The following is a 14,770-nucleotide window of genomic DNA, read 5'->3' as shown; positions in this document are numbered from 1 at the left end:
ACGCCGCGTACGTTGTCCGCGACTTCTCACAGCTGCGTACGTGGGGAGTCGGCCGATCGTTCAGGAGGACGCACATGCAACCCACGGCCCGCGCCTTCTGGCTCAGGTCCCCGGGGCACGGCGAGATCAGGGAGTCGGCCCTGTCCGCGCCCACCGGCGAGGAGGTCCTGGTGCGGTCGCTGTACTCCGGGGTCAGCCGGGGCACGGAGACCCTCGTCTTCCGTGGCGGGGTGCCGGAGAGCCAGTACGGCGCCATGCGGGCGCCGTTCCAGGAAGGCGACTTCCCCGGCCCGGTGAAATACGGCTACCTGAGCGTCGGGGAGGTGGAGGAGGGCCCGGCCGACCTGCTCGGCAGGACCGTCTTCTGCCTCGCTCCGCACCAGACCCGCTACGTCGTCCCCGCGAGCTCCGTCACCGTCGTCCCCGACGACGTCCCGGCCGGCCGGGCGATCCTCGCCGGGACCGTCGAGACCGCCGTGAACGCCCTCTGGGACGCGGCCCCCCTCATCGGCGACCGCATCGCCGTGGTCGGCGGCGGCATGGTCGGCTCCTCGGTCGCGGCGCTGCTCGCGCGGTTCCCCGGCGTACGCGTCCAGCTCGTCGACGCGAACCCCGCGCGCGCGGAGGTCGCCCGGGCGATCGGTGCCGACTTCGCCCTGCCCGAGGACGCGGCGGGCGACCGCGACCTCGTCGTCCACGCCAGCGCCACCGACGCCGGCCTCGCCCGGTCGCTCGAACTCGCCGTCACCGAGGGGACCGTGCTCGAACTGAGCTGGTACGGCGACCGCAGGGTCGGGGTGCCGCTCGGCGAGGCGTTCCACTCCCGCCGGCTCGTCCTGCGCAGCAGCCAGGTCGGCTCCGTCTCCCCGGCCCGGCGCGGCAGCCGCGGTTACGCCGACCGGCTCGCCCTCGCCCTCGAACTGCTCGCCGATCCCGCCTTCGACGCGCTGATCACCGGCGAGTGCGCCTTCGAGGAGCTGCCCGACGTCCTGCCCCGGCTCGCCTCCGGTGAGATCCCGGGGCTGTGCCACCGAGTCCGTTACCGAGCCGGCTGATTCCCCGCACGGCCGCCTGACCTCAGGGGAAACCCCGCGAGGGCCCCGGAAAGAAGGAGAACGGGCGGCTGAACAACGCGAACGGGCCAGCCGTACTACACGGCATGGCCCCCGGCAGGGGATCAGACGCACCGCACCTGGAGGGTCGTCCGTTGTTCAGTATCACCGTCCGCGATCACCTCATGATCGCCCACAGCTTCCAGGGCGAGGTCTTCGGACCCGCCCAGCGCCTGCACGGTGCGACGTTCCTCGTGGACGCCACCTTCCGGCGCGCCGAGCTGGACGACGACAACATCGTCGTCGACATCGGACTGGCCACACAGGAGCTCGGCGCCGTGGTGAGCGAGCTGAACTACCGCAACCTCGACAACGAGCCCGACTTCGCCGGTACCAACACCTCGACGGAGTTCCTCGCCAAGGTGATCGCCGACCGCCTCGCCGACCGCGTGCACGCCGGGGCGCTCGGCGAGGGCGCCCGCGGCCTCGCCGGCATCACCGTCACGCTGCACGAGTCGCACATCGCGTGGGCGAGTTACGAGCGTGGCCTGTGACCGACGTGACCCTGGAACAGGCCGCCGAGGGCCGCCTCGACTACGTGCCCGTACAGCACGCGGCCCTGAAGAACGCCGAGATCATCCCCATGTCCCTCAGCTCCGTGCACTTCGTGATGCCCGGCGGCGTCGACGACCCCACCGCGCCGAGCGGCGGCAACGCCTACGACCGGCGGGTCTGTCTCGACCTGCCCGGCTTCGGCTGGCAGGTCCGCCGGCACGCCGTCGCGGGCTCCTGGCCCCGGCCGGAGCCCGCGGCCCGCGCCGAACTGGCGCGCACCCTCGCGGAGTTGCCCGACGGCACCGTCGTCCTGCTGGACGGCCTCGTCGCCTGCGGCGTCCCCGAGGTCGTCGTCCCCGAGGCCGGGCGGCTGCGGCTGGCCGTCCTCGTGCACCTGCCGCTCGGCGACGAACGCGGACTGGCTCCCGCCGTCGCGGCGGAGCTGGACGCGCTGGAACGCACCACGCTGCGGGCCGTGTCCGCGGTCGTGGCCACCAGCGACTGGGCCGTCCGCCGGCTCGTCGCCCACCACGGACTCGCCCCCGAGCGCGTCCATGTCGCCGTCCCCGGCGCCGACATCGCCCCCCTCGCGGCCGGCACCGACGGCGTCTCCCAACTGCTGTGCGTCGCCGCGGTCACCCCCCGCAAGGGCCAGCACCGGCTGGTCGAGGCCCTCGCGACCGTCACCGACCTGCCCTGGAACTGCGTCTGCGTCGGCCCGCTCGGCCACGACCCGGAGTACGTCACCCAACTCCGCGCCCTCATCGCGAAGTTCGGACTCGAGGACCGGCTGCGCCTCGCGGGACCGCAGGCCGGCGCGGAACTCGACGCGAGCTACGCCGCCGCCGACCTGATGGTCCTCACCTCCTACGCCGAGACGTACGGCATGGCGGTCACCGAGGCCCTCGCGCGCGGAATCCCCGTGCTGGCCACCGACGTCGGCGGAGTCCCGGAAGCGGTGGGCCGCGCCCCGGACGGCGGGGTGCCCGGCATCCTCGTACCGCCTGAGGACCCGGCCGCCCTGGCCGCCGAACTGCGCGGCTGGTTCGGCGAGGCCGACGTGCGGCGCCGGCTGAAGTCGGCCGCACGGGGACGCCGGGCCGCTCTCGGCGGCTGGGCGGCGACGGCACGGAGCCTCGCGGGCGTCCTCAAACACCTCGGGCAGGAACCGCGGAGGGCGGCATGAACGTGACGACTCCGTCAGGATCACCGGAACGGACGCGGGCGGCCGACGCGCACGGGGACGACACGGACTCCGCGGGTCAGGAATCCGTCGAGGTCCCCCGGTTCGCGCCCCGCTGGCTGGAGTTGCGGGAGGCCGCGGACGCCGCCGCCCGGGCGCACGACCTGCTCGGCCCGCTGCGGACGCGGCTCGCCGACCTGTCGCGCGGGGGCAACGGCCTGGTCGTCCACGACCTCGGCTGCGGGACCGGCTCCATGGGCCGCTGGCTCGCGCCACTGCTCGACGGCCCCCAGCACTGGGTCCTGCACGACCGCGACCCCTACCTGCTGCACTTCGCCAGCGTGCGGGCACCCCGCGCCGCCGCCGACGGCAGCCCGGTCACCGTCACCACGCAGCGCGGCGACATCGGACGGCTCACCGCGGACGGGCTGGCCGGCGCGTCCCTGGTGACGGCGTCCGCCCTGCTGGACGTGCTCACCCGCGACGAGGTGGAGGTGCTCGCCGCGGCCTGCGTCGACGCGGGCTGCCCGGCGCTGCTCACCCTGTCCGTCGCGGGCCGTGTGCGGCTCACCCCGGCCGACCCGCTGGACGACGAGATCGCCGACGCCTTCAACGCGCACCAGCGGCGCGGCGGACTCCTCGGACCCGACGCCGTCACCGTCGCCCGCGAGACCTTCGTCCGGCACGGCGCGACGGTACGCGAGCACGCGAGCCCCTGGCGGCTCGGCGCCGCGCACGCCGCGCTGACCGCCGAGTGGCTGCGCGGCTGGGTGGCGGCGGCCGTCGAGCAGCGGCCCGAGCTGGCCGACGCCGCCGAGGCGTTTCTGCGCCGCCGTCTCGCCGCGTGCGAGGCGGGCGAGCTGCTGGTCGACGTCCAGCACACCGACCTCCTGGCACTGCCGGGACCGGAGGGCGGCCACTCATGAACACACGGGGGGCGCGGACGGGAGCGGGAGCGCCCGAGGTGGCGAAGACGCTCCGGCCGTCGGTGAGCGGGCCCGGGTCCGTCGGGCTGCTGGACTCCGACGCCGGTCCGACGGGGGCCGGGCACCGCTCCCGCGGGACGGCCGGCCTCGGGAAGGCGCGGCCCGAGGACCTGGCGGACGGCACGGGTGCGCCCGACGCCGGGACAGGTCCGCAGGCGCGGGCGTCGCGGGGCCGGACCGGTGCGCCGGGCGGCCGCGGGCGGGCGGGCCTCCGGCTCGTGCGGGCCCATCTCGGCACGGTCGCCGGAACCGCCATCATGGCCGTGCTGCTGTGGCGGCTCGGCACCGGTGTCTTCCTGGACGGCCTGCGGCGCGTCGACGGGCCGGCGCTCCTCCTGGGGCTCGGCCTCGGCCTGCTCACCACCGTGTTCAGCGCCTGGCGCTGGCGCCTGGTCGCCCGCGGCCTCGGCCTCCGGCTTCCGCTCGGCGCGGCCGTCGCCGACTACTACCGGGCCCTGTTCCTGAACGCCGCACTGCCCGGCGGCGTCCTCGGCGACGTCCACCGCGCGGTACGGCACGGGCAGAGCGCCGGCGACCTCGGCCGCGGCGTCCGCGCGGTGGTCCTCGAACGGACGGCGGGCCAGGCGGTCCTGGTCGTCTTCGGCGCGGCGGTCCTGCTCACCCAGCCCTCGCCGGTGCTGGAGCAGGCCCGTCACCTCACGGGGCTGCTCGCGCCGGCCGCGCTGGGCGCCCTCGCGGTGCTGGCGGCGGTCCGGATGGGCCGCACTCCCGGCTCCTCCTCGCGTCGCCGCGCGGTACGGGCCGCCCTCGCCGAGGCCCGTCAGGCGCTCCTCGGCCGCGGCAGCCGGTCCGGCGTGCTGGTGTCCTCGACGGTGGTGCTGGCGGGCCACCTCGCCATGTTCCTGCTCGCCGCCCGGGTCGCCGGATCCACCGCGTCCGCCGCCGAGCTGCTGCCCCTCGCCCTGATGGCGCTGCTCGCCATGGGCCTGCCGCTCAACATCGGCGGCTGGGGTCCCCGGGAGGGCGTCACCGCCTGGGCCTTCGGCGCGGCGGGCCTCGGAGCGAGCACGGGACTGACCGTCGCCGTCGTGTACGGCGTGCTCAGCTTCGTGGCGGCCCTGCCGGGCGTCCTCGTGCTGGTCGTCCGCTGGTACGCCGGAGTCCGGCGCCCCGGCGGGCACTCTTTCGCCTCCCGGGCGGCCACCGTGGCCCCGGCCCGCCCGCTCGCGGAGCCCCACCCGTCCCCCGCCGTCACCGGGACGAGCACCGGTCCGGAGTCCGTTCCGCCGCTCGCGGGGGTGAGCGCCGTCCTCGTGGGCGAGCCGGTTCCCGCCGGGGCGCGCTCCGCCCGGGAGGCCGGCCCGGTCCGCGTCGCCAGTGCCGTGCCGGACCTCGTCCCGCCCGGTGTCCGGGACGCGGGGTCCGGTGCGACGGCGGTCCGTCCCGCCCCGGTCACCGGACCCGCGCGGCCCGTCCCGTCGTACGAGCCGACCGGCCCATCGCGTACGCCGGGGGCCGTTCCCGCCACCGCCGTGCGCGGGGCCGTCCCGGTGGCCGTGCCCGGTGCCGGGCACCTGCGCGGCCACCCCGTGTCTCCCGCGCCCTTCCCGCGCTCACCTCCCGCCCGGCCGAAGCCGGCGGCGCGTCACGGCCGGCGACGGTCGGCGGCCGTGTCCCCGGGGAGCACCGCGTCCGAGGTGAGCAGGGAGAAATACGCGTCGAAGGAGTCGGCCAGCTCCGCCAGCAGTGCCTTTCCCTTTTCGGCGGAGGCCAGTGAGGGCCGCCCGATGACACCGGACTCGGTATAGGCCGCCATGCCGGTGGTGAGGAGATGCCGCCGGTCGTCGGCGAGGAAATCGGTGGTCTCGTAACCCGGCCGCACCGACTCCGGATGAGTGTGCAGAAGGATGGAGGTCTCGATTTCCCCGGCGTGCATATCGCTGAGCAGGGAGGTCTGTACACCGGCCGCGACGCGCGCCGCCTCCCAGTCCTCGGGAGCGGGGAAAAGCGCCATACGCGTCCCGCTGCCGACGGATTCCTGAACGACATTGCCCAGCACGTAATTTCCGCCGTGGCCGTTGACCAGGACCAGGGCGTCGACCCCGGACCGGCGCAGGGATTCGGCGATGTCCCGTACTACCGCGTGCAGGGTGACGGAGGAGATGCTGACGGTCCCCGGCCACCCGGCGTGCTCGTGGGAGCAGGAGATGGTCACCGGAGGGAGGAGGTGGACGGGATGGGCAGCGGCTATCTCACGGGCGATCGCGCAGGCCACCAAGGTGTCGGTCGCCAGCGGCAGATGGGCGCCGTGCTGCTCGAAGCTGCCGACCGGCAGGACGGCGACCTCGCGGCGCACACCGTCCCGGCGATTGCGTACGTCTTCCGAAGTGTCCGACGGGGCCAGGGAGTTGGGCAGGGGTGTCGGGAAGTCGCGACCGGGGAAAGGCTGGTTTCCGGCGGGCGACGCGGAATTCCCCGCCGGTACCGTCCCGGCCTCCGTCGGCTCGATGCCCGAAGTGCTCATGTTGTCCCGGCCTTTCGTCTCGTACCGCCCGCGTTCGCGCTCGGCAGATAGGAAACAGATCATGACAGAGAACGTCGGCGTGCTCGGCGGAAATGCCCACTCCACGGGTGTCACCCGAGTCGTGACCGCCCCCTTGCCCACGGTGTACGGAGATTTCCAGGCCGTCGGTTATCTCGATCACCACCGCGGCGAGGAACAGATGGTCCTGGTGTACGGGGACATCGGTGAGGAGGAGGTCCTCACCCGGCTGCATTCCGAGTGCCTGACCGGGGACGCGTTCGGCTCCACCCACTGCGAATGCGGTCCCCAACTCGTCACGGCGCTGCGGGAGATCGTCGCGGAGGGCCGCGGGGTCCTCGTCTACCTCCGCGGCCACGAGGGCCGGGGGATAGGTCTGCTCGGCAAGCTGCGGGCGATGAAGCTCCAGGCGGAGGGCCTCGACACCGTCGAGGCGAACCTCGCCCTCGGGCTTCCGGTGGACGCCCGCGACTACCGGGTGGCGGCGGACATGCTGCACGACCTCGGGGTGCGGTCGGTGCGGCTGCTGTCGAACAACCCGCGCAAGCGCGAGGCGCTGCTGCGGCACGGCATCAGGGTCACCGAGCAGGTCCCGCTGCTGATCCCGCCCTGCGAGGAGAACCTCGCCTACCTGCTCACCAAGCGCGAGCGCCTCGACCACTACCTGCCCCACCTGGACGGTGCCCGGCAGGAGGCGGTCTTCTGCGGTTCGGCGAAGGCGGGCGCCGCCGAGGAGTGACGGGGGCGCCCCGGACCCCGGCCCCGTGTCCCGGGCGGCGGGCAGGCTTCTCAGTCGACGACCGCCTCGTGCACCAGGCGCCGGACGTCGGGGAAGACCGTGTGCGACCCGGTGGGACGCAGCTGGGTCATGAACTGCACGGTCAGGTCCCGGCCCGGGTCGACCAGGAACGTCGTACTGGCCACGCCGTTCCAGCCGTACGTGCCCGGGCCCGCCGGGGCCGCGGTGACGGCGGGGTCGGTCACGACCGAGACCCCGAGGCCGAAGCCGAGGCCCGCGTTGCCGGGCTCGTCGTGGCCGGGGCTGCCGTGGGTGCGGATGTCGACGCCGCCCGGGAGGTGGTTGGAGGTCATCAGGTCCACGGTCCTGGGGGTCAGCAGCCGGACGCCGTCGAGTTCGCCCCGGCGGCGCAGGAACTCCATGAAGCGGTGGTAGTCGCGGGCGGTGGCCACCAGGCCGCCGCTCCCGGACAGCAGCCGCGGCCGGCCGTGCAGGGGCAGGCCCGGGATCGGCGTGATGCCGCCCTCGCCGTCCTCTCCGTACAGCTCGGCGAGCCGTCCGGACTGCTCCTCGTCCACGTGGAACCCGGCGTCGGTCATCCCGAGCGGGCCGAAGATCCGCTCGGCGAAGAACGCGTCGAGGGGCCGCCCCGAGACCACCTCGACCAGGTGGCCGAGGACGTTCGTCGCGACGGAGTAGTTCCACCGGGTGCCCGGCTCGAACTGCAGCGGCAGACTCGCGTAGACCTCGCAGGTCGCGGCGAGGTCCGTGCCCTCGACCACCGACGTCCGCACTCCGGCCGCCCGGTAGAGCGCGTCGACGGGATGCGTGCGGTAGAAGCCGAAGGTCAGACCGGCGGTGTGCGTCAGCAGGTGCCGGACCAGCAGGGGCCGGGCGGCAGGCCGGGTTATGACCCCGGTTCCTTCGCCCGCCACGTAGACCCGCGGGTCGGCGAAGGCGGGGAGGTGGCGGCCGACCGGGTCGTCCAGAGCGATCCGCCCCTCCTCCAGCAGCATCAGCGCGGCCACCGAGGTGACGGGCTTGGTCATCGAGTAGATCCGCCACAGCGTGTCGGTGGTGACCGGCAGGTGCGCCGCGAGGTCGCGGTGGCCGTACGCCGTCAGATGCGCGACGCGGCCGTGCCGGGACACGGACACCAGGTACCCGGGCAGGCGGCCCGAGTCGACGAGGTGGGCGAAGTGCTCGTCCAGCCGGACGAGCGCCTTGGGATCGAGTCCGGCCTCGCCGGGCTCGACCTCCTGCTGCAGGGCTCCCATGGCATTCCTCCGGGCTGCGGCTCGTGGACTGGCTGACCTTGATGGTCCTGTACCCAGAGATCACCGGGTCCTACGGGGCTTCCCCCACGCGCGCTGGCGGATGCGCCCCCGGGGCGACGGCCGCCGTCGCCGCGGCGGTGACGGCGGGCCGTCCCGGCAGGGCGCGGGAGAGCGGGAGCCCCAGGGCGGAGACCGCGGCGAGGACGGTCAGCGCGGGGCCCATCTCGACGCCGGTATGCGTCATCAGCGTGGTCGCGACGGCCACCCCGACCGTGGGTCCGACGTTCATCGCCGTCTGCTGGAGCCCGCCCGCGACACCGGCCGACCCCGGGGACACCTGCCGCACGACGACGGCCGTCGCCGTGACCATCACCGTCCCGAAGCCGGCGCCGAGCAGCAGGAAGCCGAACCCGATCTGCGGGGCGCCCGAACCCGGTCCGAGCCGGGACAGCGCGAGGATGCCGACGGTGAGGAGCGCCGTCCCGGCGAGGGCCGTCCGCCGGGGTCCGAAGCGCCGCATCACGACCGCGGCGACCGGTGCGCCCAGGATCATCATCACGGGTCCGGGAAGGGCGCGCAGGCTGCTCTGGAGCGGGTCGAGCCCGAGGACGTCCTGGAGGAAGTAGGTCCCGACGAAGAGGGCGCCGAGCATCGCCGCCGACGCGGTGACCAGGATGCCGAGCGCCGCGCCGATGGTCGCCGAACCGACGATCTCGGCGGGCAGCAGCGGGCCTTCGGTGCGCCGTTCGTGGCGGACGAACACGGCTGCCAGCACCAGGACCGCGAGCAGTCCGAGCACGGTGCCCGTCGCGCCGCTCCCCGTCGAGGTGCCGACGAGCGTGTGCACCAGGAGGGCGAGCGCGGTGGCGAGCAGGCAGGCGCCGGGCACGTCGAGCGGGGTGGGTTCCGTCCCCGCCCCAGGCGCGCCAACCGCGCTTTTCGCGTCGCCGGGCGCGGAAACGGCCGGGGCGGGGGCACGGACGGCGAGGGCCAGCGCGCCGAGCACCAGGGCCGGCACGACGTTGAGGAAGAAGACCGAGCGCCAGCCCAGGTGGGTGACCAGCACCCCGCCGACGAGAGGACCGGCCGCCGCCGCCACGCCGATGGCGCTGGTGCGCAGCGCGACGGGCATGCCGAGCCGGTCCGGCGGGAACGCCGCCCGGAGCATCCCGAGCGTGGCCGGCTGGAGCAGCGCGCCGAAGACGCCCTGGGCCACACGCAGCCCGATCACCCAGCCGATGCCCGACGAGAGGCCGATCCCGGCCGAGGCCGCGCCGAAGCCGAGGACTCCGGTGGCGAAGACCCGCTGGTGCCCGTAGCGGTCGCCGAGCCGTCCGGAGAACACCAGCAGCGCGGCCACCGCGATGAGATAGCCGGTGCTGGTCCACTGGACCTGGGCGAAGGAGGCGTGCAGCTCCCGGCGGAGCGTGGGCTGCGCGATGGTCAGCACGGTGCCGTCCAGGGCGACGATCGCCGCGCCGGCGACGCTGCTCGTGAGGACGAGCAGGCGGTGCGGGGTCATCGGGCCTCCGCCCCGAGATACGCGTCCAGCGCCGCCCGCAGCAGAGGTGTGAAGTCGTCGCTCCCCGTGGCCAGTTGCAGACTGCCCCAGCTCCACAGCTGGGCGATGCCGTGCAGGTTGGCCCACAACGCGCCCGCCACGAGCGGCGCGTCGGCCCGCGGGCACGCCTCCCCGACCAGGTCCACCCAGACGCCGAACAGGGGCAGGCTCGTCTCACGCAGCCCCAGTTGGTCACTGCGCAGCAGGTCGTGACGGAACATCAACTCGTACATGCCGGGGTTGTCGAAGGCGAAGTCCAGATAGACGCGCCCCAGCGTCATCAGGCGGGTGCGCGGGTCCGTCCCGCCGTCGCCGAGCGCCTGTGCCGCGCGGGCGCCCAGGTCCTCGAAGCCGCGGCGCGCGATCGCCGACAGGAGGGCGAGGTGCGTCGGGAAGTGGCGCCGCGGGGCGCCGTGCGAGACGCCCGCGCGCCGGGCGATCTCCCGCAGGGACAGGGCCTGCGCTCCCTCGGTGGTGACCAGGTCGACCCCGACCTGGATCAGACGGGCCCGCAGCCCCGGTTCCGGCTCATGCATAAACACTGTCTACCAGGCCGAGTAGACAGTGTCTACGGATGTGGCGGGATCGAGTGGACACTGTCTACTCCGCCGCCGGTCCCATGGGAAGCGGCGCGGCGACCGGGCGGTTGACGCCGTTCGGTGCCTGGGCCGGGCGGGAGGGCGCCCTGTCGGACCGGCCTCGCCCGCGCGGAATGCCCCACGCGCGGCGCGGCGTTGAGCAGGCATGACCCACGAAGCGCACGACGACGTGAACGACGTGACCACCCCGCTCCGGACCGGGGCGGGCGGGCGGCCCGACGATGCGCAGGACGCCCTGCTCGCTCTGCTCACCGAGCACGACGGGGGAGTGCTGGTCACCCTCAAGCGCGACGGCAGGCCCCAGCTGTCGAACGTGAACCACGCGTACTACCCGGACGAGCGGACCGTCCGGGTCTCGCTCACCGACGACCGCGCCAAGACCCGGAACCTGCGCCGGGACCCGCGGGCGTCGTACCACGTGACCAGCGACGACCGGTGGGCGTACACGGTGGCCGAGGGCACGGCGGACCTCACGCCCGTGGCGCGGGACCCGCACGACGAGACCGTCGAGGAACTGATCCGGCTCTACCGGGACGTCCAGGGCGAGCACCCGGACTGGGACGACTACCGCGCCGCGATGGTCCGCGACCGCCGTCTCGTCCTACGGCTGCGGGTGGAGCGCGCGTACGGCATCCCGCGCGAGCGCTGACCCGGAGCCGGGCGAGGCGTCCCGGCCGTCGTCGGACCTCGCGCCGGCGTCGGTCCGGGCCTCGATCGCGCGCAGGACGGCGATCATGTCCGCGCCCCCGTGCCCCTGCGACACGGCCTCGCCGAACAGGGCGTGGCAGACGTCCAGGAGGGGCGAGGCGAGCCCCGCCCGGCGGGCGGCCCCGGCGATCAGCTGGTTGTTCATCAGTACGTCCTGGACGGCCGCCTGGACCGAGAAGTCCCCGGTCAGCAGCTTGGGCGCCTTCATCCGGGAGACCCCGCTCGCCATCGGGCCCGCGTCGAGCACGTCGAGGAACAACTTCCGGTCCAGACCCTGCCGTTCGGCGAAGTGGAAGGCCTCGCCGAGACCGGTGACGAGCGTGATCAGGAACAGGTTCACCGAGAGCTTCATCAGCAGGGCGTTCGGCACCGGACCGCAGTCGAACGTCTCGTGGCACATCGGGGCGAGGAGCGGGCGTACGGCCGCCGCGGTCGCCTCGTCCCCGGCCAGCATCGCCACGAGCCGTCCCTCCTGGGCGGGCACCCGGGAACCCGACACGGGCGCCTCCGCGTAACGGCCGCCCGCCGCCAGCACGTCGGCTCCGAGTTCCCGCGAGTACTCCGGTGACGTCGTGCCCATGTGCACGAGGGTGCGCCCCTCGACGCGGGCCGCGAAGCCGGGGGTACCGCGGCCGAGGACCTCGTCGGTGGCCGTCTCGTGGGCCAGCATCAGGAACGTGACGTCCGCGCGGGCCAGGACCTCGGCGGGACCGGCGGCGACGTCGGCACCCGCGGCGCGCAGGGGCTCCGCCCTGGCGGCGGTGCGGTTCCACACGATCAGGGGCGTACCGGCCCGGGCCAGATTGAGGGCCATCGGCTGCCCCATGACCCCGAGGCCGAGGAATCCCACCCGCACGACGCACCGCCTTCTCCGGCCGGCCCGTGGGCCACCGCTCGCCGACTATGACAGCTGTCATAGTAGCCAGCTTCATGACAGCTGTCATAGTGGGAGTGGACGTTTCCCGCCGGGCCGCCCGGCGGCCCGTGCCCGGGGGCTTCCACGGACGCCCGGTCCAGCCGGGCGAGAGTGACGCGGGCGCGACGGGAGGTCGGACATGAAGGATTCCGAGCGGGGGCCGCGCGAGCGGATGGTCTTCAGCGCGGCCCAGCTCATCCGCCGCCAGGGCGTCACCGCCACCGGGATGCGGGACGTCGCCGCGCACGCGGGCGCGCCACGCGGATCGCTCCAGCACTACTTCCCGGGCGGCAAGGAGCAGTTGGTCAACGAGGCGGTCGGCTGGGCGGGGCGCTACGCCGGACGGCGCGTCGCGCGTTTCCTCGCCGAACTGGACGAACCGAGCCCGAGTGGGCTGTTCGCCGCGATGGTGCGGCAGTGGACCGACGAGTACGGCTCGCTCGGCTTCGCGTCGGGCTGCCCGGTGGCCGCCGCGACGGTGGACTGCGTGGGATCCACCGAGTCCACCCGCACCGCCGCCGCCGCCGCCGCCGCGTTCGCGTCCTGGACCGGGCCGGTGGCGGGGGCGTTGACGGACATGGGTGTACCGGCCGACCGGGCCGAGCCCCTCGCGACGCTCATGATCAGCGCGCTGGAGGGCGCTTTGCTGATCGCCAGGACCGAACAGGACGTACGCGCCCTGACGACCGTGGCCCGTGAGCTGGGCCCCTTGCTGGACGCGAGTGTCGACCGCGGGGCGTGACCGCTGCCAAGTGGCTCTCGCCGCGCTGGAGTTCGCCGGCAGCTCCGCGCGCTCTCGTGTGAGCGGGCCGGGGGAGCCGTGGTGCCGAGTGTCGTTCGCCGCCCTCACCGTGGGGCGGCGCGCTCCGCGCACACCGGCCGTCCCTGAACCCGGCCGGTGTGCGCGAAGTCGAACTCTACGACGCCGGGCGTGCGGTGTCCGCCCGTAGCGGCGCCTTGATCGCTCCGGTGTGAGGGATTCGGTGCCCGGGCGGACCACCTGAGCGACGGTCCGTGCCGGGCGACGGGGGCGACGGACGAAGGGTGTCGGATGTCGCCGGCGTCCTGAACAGCCGTACAGGAGAAGGGACTTGAGGGGGCCGCCGTTGCCCACGGTCCCCAACTGCGCTGTGCGGTCGGGGACCGGGCGGCCTCGGTACGGTCAGGCGGGGACGGACTCCTGTCGGGAGGCCGTGCGCGGCGTCCGCACGCCGAGTTCCTCGGTCGGCACCTTGTGCGTCTCGCGGGCGGTGACGGCGGCGATGACCGGCGGGACGCACAGGGCCGCCGTGAACAGGGCCACGGCGGACCAGTCGTCGCCGTCCGGGCCGGCGATCCGCGCCGCGAACGTGACGGCGAACCCGGCCACGGCGAAGCCGATCTGGGTGCCGATGGCCATGCCGGACAGCCGCACCCGGGTGGAGAACATCTCGCCGTAGAAGGCGGGCCACACGCCGTTCGCGGCGCTGTAGACGACACCGAAGGCGACGATGCCCAGCACGAGCACCAGCGGGTAGGAGCCCGTCGAGATGGCCCACAGGTAACCGAACATGGCGACCGCGCTGCCGACGGCGCCGACGAGGAAGACCGGACGCCGGCCGATGCGGTCGGAGAGCGTCGCCCACAGCGGGATGGCGCCGAGGGCGACGACGTTGGCGAGCGCGCCCACCCACAGCATCCCGGAGCGGGACATGCCGACCGCGTCGCTGGTCGCGTACGCCAGCGCCCACACCGTGAAGATCGTGCTCACGGAGGCGATGACGGCGCCCGCGACGACCCGGAGCACGTCCGCGCGGTGGTCGCGCAGCAGTACGGCCAGCGGCAGCCGGACCACCCCTTCCGTGGCGGCCTGCTGCGTGAAGGCCGGAGTCTCCTGGAGCGTGCGGCGGATGACGAAGCCGACGACGGCGACCGCGACGCTCAGCCAGAACGGGACGCGCCAGCCCCACGACAGGAGCTGGTCCTCGGGGAGCGCGGCGATCGGCAGGAAGACCAGGGTCGCCAGGAGCTGCCCGCCCTGGGTGCCGCTGAGGGTGAAGCTGGTGAAGAAGCCGCGCCGGTCCGCCGGAGCGTGTTCCAGGGACATGGAGTTGGCGCTGGCCTGCTCGCCGGCCGCGGAGATGCCCTGGAGCACCCGGCACAGCACGAGCAGGACCGGCGCGAGGTCGCCCACCTGGCTCCGGGTCGGCAGACAGCCGATGAGGAACGTGGAGAGGCCCATCAGCATCAGTGTGAAGACCATGATCCGTTTGCGGCCGACGCGGTCGCCGAAGTGCCCGAGGAACAGCGCGCCGACCGGGCGCGCGGCGTAGGCGACACCGAACGTGGCCAGCGACAGCAGCGTCGCGGTGGCCGGGTCCGACTCGTCGAAGAAGACCTTGGGGAAGATCAGCGCGGCGGCGCTGCCGTAGATGAAGAAGTCGTAGTACTCCAGGGCGCTGCCGATCCAGGCGGCCATGGCGGCCTTCCGGGGCTGGCCGGGAGGGGCGTCGAGCGGTGTGGCGGGGGCAGGCACGGCGTGCTCCTTCGAGGGAACTCCGGGGACGGGAGTGACGGAGGGGGAGGAGCCGGATCCCTGGGGTGTGCGGGTCGGCTGCGCCGGGTGCGCGCCCCGGCTAATTAACCCACTGGATAGTTAGTAGCGGATTGGCTACGGATGTTGCGCCCGCGTTTCCGTCCTGTCAAGAGGTC

At 74.1% G+C, this 14,770-nt stretch carries 13 protein-coding genes and 1 pseudogene; 8 read left to right on the top strand and 6 right to left on the bottom strand.

Translation table 11 applies throughout. The annotated features are described in order from the left end of the window. Nucleotides 1-74: 74 nt before the first annotated feature. The 5 genes and pseudogenes from ACFYQQ_RS01495 to ACFYQQ_RS01475 form a co-directional block, all read left to right on the top strand. On the top strand, nucleotides 75-1,055 hold the full coding sequence (locus ACFYQQ_RS01495) for a zinc-binding alcohol dehydrogenase (RefSeq protein ID WP_356171542.1): 981 nt from the start codon (nucleotides 75-77) through the stop codon (nucleotides 1,053-1,055). 152 nt (nucleotides 1,056-1,207) lie between these two features. After that, nucleotides 1,208-1,606, top strand: coding sequence for a 6-carboxytetrahydropterin synthase (locus ACFYQQ_RS01490; protein WP_356171545.1), 399 nt, complete (start codon nucleotides 1,208-1,210; stop codon nucleotides 1,604-1,606). Beyond that, nucleotides 1,603-2,793 carry a glycosyltransferase family 4 protein gene (locus ACFYQQ_RS01485; RefSeq protein ID WP_356171548.1) on the top strand — a complete coding sequence of 397 codons (1,191 nt, stop codon included), beginning with the start codon at nucleotides 1,603-1,605 and terminating at the stop codon, nucleotides 2,791-2,793. Before ACFYQQ_RS01490 ends, ACFYQQ_RS01485 begins: the two co-directional genes overlap by 4 nt. Continuing rightward, nucleotides 2,790-3,716: a class I SAM-dependent methyltransferase gene (locus ACFYQQ_RS01480; RefSeq protein WP_356237899.1), complete on the top strand. Its 927-nt coding sequence runs from the start codon at nucleotides 2,790-2,792 to the stop codon at nucleotides 3,714-3,716. The genes ACFYQQ_RS01485 and ACFYQQ_RS01480 overlap by 4 nt, the downstream gene beginning before the upstream one ends. A 317-nt stretch (nucleotides 3,717-4,033) precedes the next feature. After that, a pseudogene (locus ACFYQQ_RS01475) lies at nucleotides 4,034-4,909 on the top strand (YbhN family protein); the annotation flags it as partial. A 473-nt stretch (nucleotides 4,910-5,382) separates the two neighbouring features. On the opposite strand, the gene ACFYQQ_RS01470 reads toward ACFYQQ_RS01475, so the two are convergent. Further along, complete coding sequence (locus ACFYQQ_RS01470) at nucleotides 5,383-6,261, bottom strand: creatininase family protein (protein WP_355794088.1); 879 nt, start codon at nucleotides 6,259-6,261, stop codon at nucleotides 5,383-5,385. A gap of 61 nt (nucleotides 6,262-6,322) precedes the next feature. On the opposite strand from ACFYQQ_RS01470, the gene ribA reads away from it, so the two are divergent. Further along, nucleotides 6,323-7,018, top strand: coding sequence for a GTP cyclohydrolase II (ribA, locus tag ACFYQQ_RS01465; RefSeq protein ID WP_355794089.1), 696 nt, complete (start codon nucleotides 6,323-6,325; stop codon nucleotides 7,016-7,018). Nucleotides 7,019-7,068: 50 nt separating this feature from the next. Here ribA and ACFYQQ_RS01460 read toward each other — a convergent pair whose 3' ends face one another. The 3 genes from ACFYQQ_RS01460 to ACFYQQ_RS01450 all read right to left on the bottom strand — a co-directional run bounded on the left by ACFYQQ_RS01460 (nucleotide 7,069) and on the right by ACFYQQ_RS01450 (nucleotide 10,392). Beyond that, a complete protein-coding gene (locus ACFYQQ_RS01460; RefSeq protein WP_356171555.1) occupies nucleotides 7,069-8,295 on the bottom strand; it encodes a serine hydrolase domain-containing protein in 1,227 nt (408 codons plus the stop codon). A gap of 70 nt (nucleotides 8,296-8,365) precedes the next feature. Further along, the gene (locus tag ACFYQQ_RS01455) at nucleotides 8,366-9,817 is read right to left on the bottom strand and encodes an MFS transporter (RefSeq protein WP_388902822.1); all 1,452 of its coding nucleotides are present in this window, start codon (nucleotides 9,815-9,817) and stop codon (nucleotides 8,366-8,368) included. Then, the gene (locus ACFYQQ_RS01450; RefSeq protein WP_355793455.1) at nucleotides 9,814-10,392 is read right to left on the bottom strand and encodes a TetR/AcrR family transcriptional regulator; all 579 of its coding nucleotides are present in this window, start codon (nucleotides 10,390-10,392) and stop codon (nucleotides 9,814-9,816) included. Before ACFYQQ_RS01450 ends, ACFYQQ_RS01455 begins: the two co-directional genes overlap by 4 nt. Nucleotides 10,393-10,600: 208 nt before the next feature. On the opposite strand from ACFYQQ_RS01450, the gene ACFYQQ_RS01445 reads away from it, so the two are divergent. Beyond that, nucleotides 10,601-11,104: a TIGR03618 family F420-dependent PPOX class oxidoreductase gene (locus ACFYQQ_RS01445; RefSeq protein ID WP_355793457.1), complete on the top strand. Its 504-nt coding sequence runs from the start codon at nucleotides 10,601-10,603 to the stop codon at nucleotides 11,102-11,104. Here the strand turns inward: ACFYQQ_RS01445 and ACFYQQ_RS01440 are convergent. Then, nucleotides 11,057-12,019, bottom strand: coding sequence for an NAD(P)-dependent oxidoreductase (locus tag ACFYQQ_RS01440; RefSeq protein ID WP_355793459.1), 963 nt, complete (start codon nucleotides 12,017-12,019; stop codon nucleotides 11,057-11,059). The two genes, ACFYQQ_RS01445 and ACFYQQ_RS01440, sit on opposite strands and share 48 nt — an antisense overlap. A 199-nt stretch (nucleotides 12,020-12,218) precedes the next feature. Between ACFYQQ_RS01440 and ACFYQQ_RS01435 the strand changes: the two genes are divergently transcribed. Beyond that, complete coding sequence (locus ACFYQQ_RS01435; RefSeq protein ID WP_355793461.1) at nucleotides 12,219-12,821, top strand: TetR/AcrR family transcriptional regulator; 603 nt, start codon at nucleotides 12,219-12,221, stop codon at nucleotides 12,819-12,821. 420 nt (nucleotides 12,822-13,241) lie between these two features. Here the strand turns inward: ACFYQQ_RS01435 and ACFYQQ_RS01430 are convergent, their stop codons facing one another. Next, complete coding sequence (locus tag ACFYQQ_RS01430; protein ID WP_356171582.1) at nucleotides 13,242-14,537, bottom strand: MFS transporter; 1,296 nt, start codon at nucleotides 14,535-14,537, stop codon at nucleotides 13,242-13,244. Nucleotides 14,538-14,770 lie beyond the last annotated feature (233 nt).

Source organism: Streptomyces sp. NPDC005496 (assembly GCF_042872045.1).
Taxonomy (GTDB): domain Bacteria; phylum Actinomycetota; class Actinomycetes; order Streptomycetales; family Streptomycetaceae; genus Streptomyces.
Note: the sequence above shows the minus strand (reverse complement) of the source record. Positions and strands in the feature narration are given on the sequence as shown.

What these genes read in the sequence shown, in the direction of transcription:
- ACFYQQ_RS01450 (WP_355793455.1), bottom strand. Translation starts at nt 10,392, where the DNA reads ATGCATGAGCCGGAACCGGGGCTGCGGGCCCGTCTGATCCAGGTCGGG.
- ACFYQQ_RS01460 (WP_356171555.1), bottom strand. Translation starts at nt 8,295, where the DNA reads ATGGGAGCCCTGCAGCAGGAGGTCGAGCCCGGCGAGGCCGGACTCGAT.
- ACFYQQ_RS01435 (WP_355793461.1), top strand. Translation starts at nt 12,219, where the DNA reads ATGAAGGATTCCGAGCGGGGGCCGCGCGAGCGGATGGTCTTCAGCGCG.
- ACFYQQ_RS01455 (WP_388902822.1), bottom strand. Translation starts at nt 9,817, where the DNA reads ATGACCCCGCACCGCCTGCTCGTCCTCACGAGCAGCGTCGCCGGCGCG.
- ACFYQQ_RS01470 (WP_355794088.1), bottom strand. Translation starts at nt 6,261, where the DNA reads ATGAGCACTTCGGGCATCGAGCCGACGGAGGCCGGGACGGTACCGGCG.
- ACFYQQ_RS01495 (WP_356171542.1), top strand. Translation starts at nt 75, where the DNA reads ATGCAACCCACGGCCCGCGCCTTCTGGCTCAGGTCCCCGGGGCACGGC.
- ACFYQQ_RS01445 (WP_355793457.1), top strand. Translation starts at nt 10,601, where the DNA reads ATGACCCACGAAGCGCACGACGACGTGAACGACGTGACCACCCCGCTC.
- ACFYQQ_RS01430 (WP_356171582.1), bottom strand. Translation starts at nt 14,537, where the DNA reads ATGGCCGCCTGGATCGGCAGCGCCCTGGAGTACTACGACTTCTTCATC.
- ACFYQQ_RS01480 (WP_356237899.1), top strand. Translation starts at nt 2,790, where the DNA reads ATGAACGTGACGACTCCGTCAGGATCACCGGAACGGACGCGGGCGGCC.
- ribA (WP_355794089.1), top strand. Translation starts at nt 6,323, where the DNA reads ATGACAGAGAACGTCGGCGTGCTCGGCGGAAATGCCCACTCCACGGGT.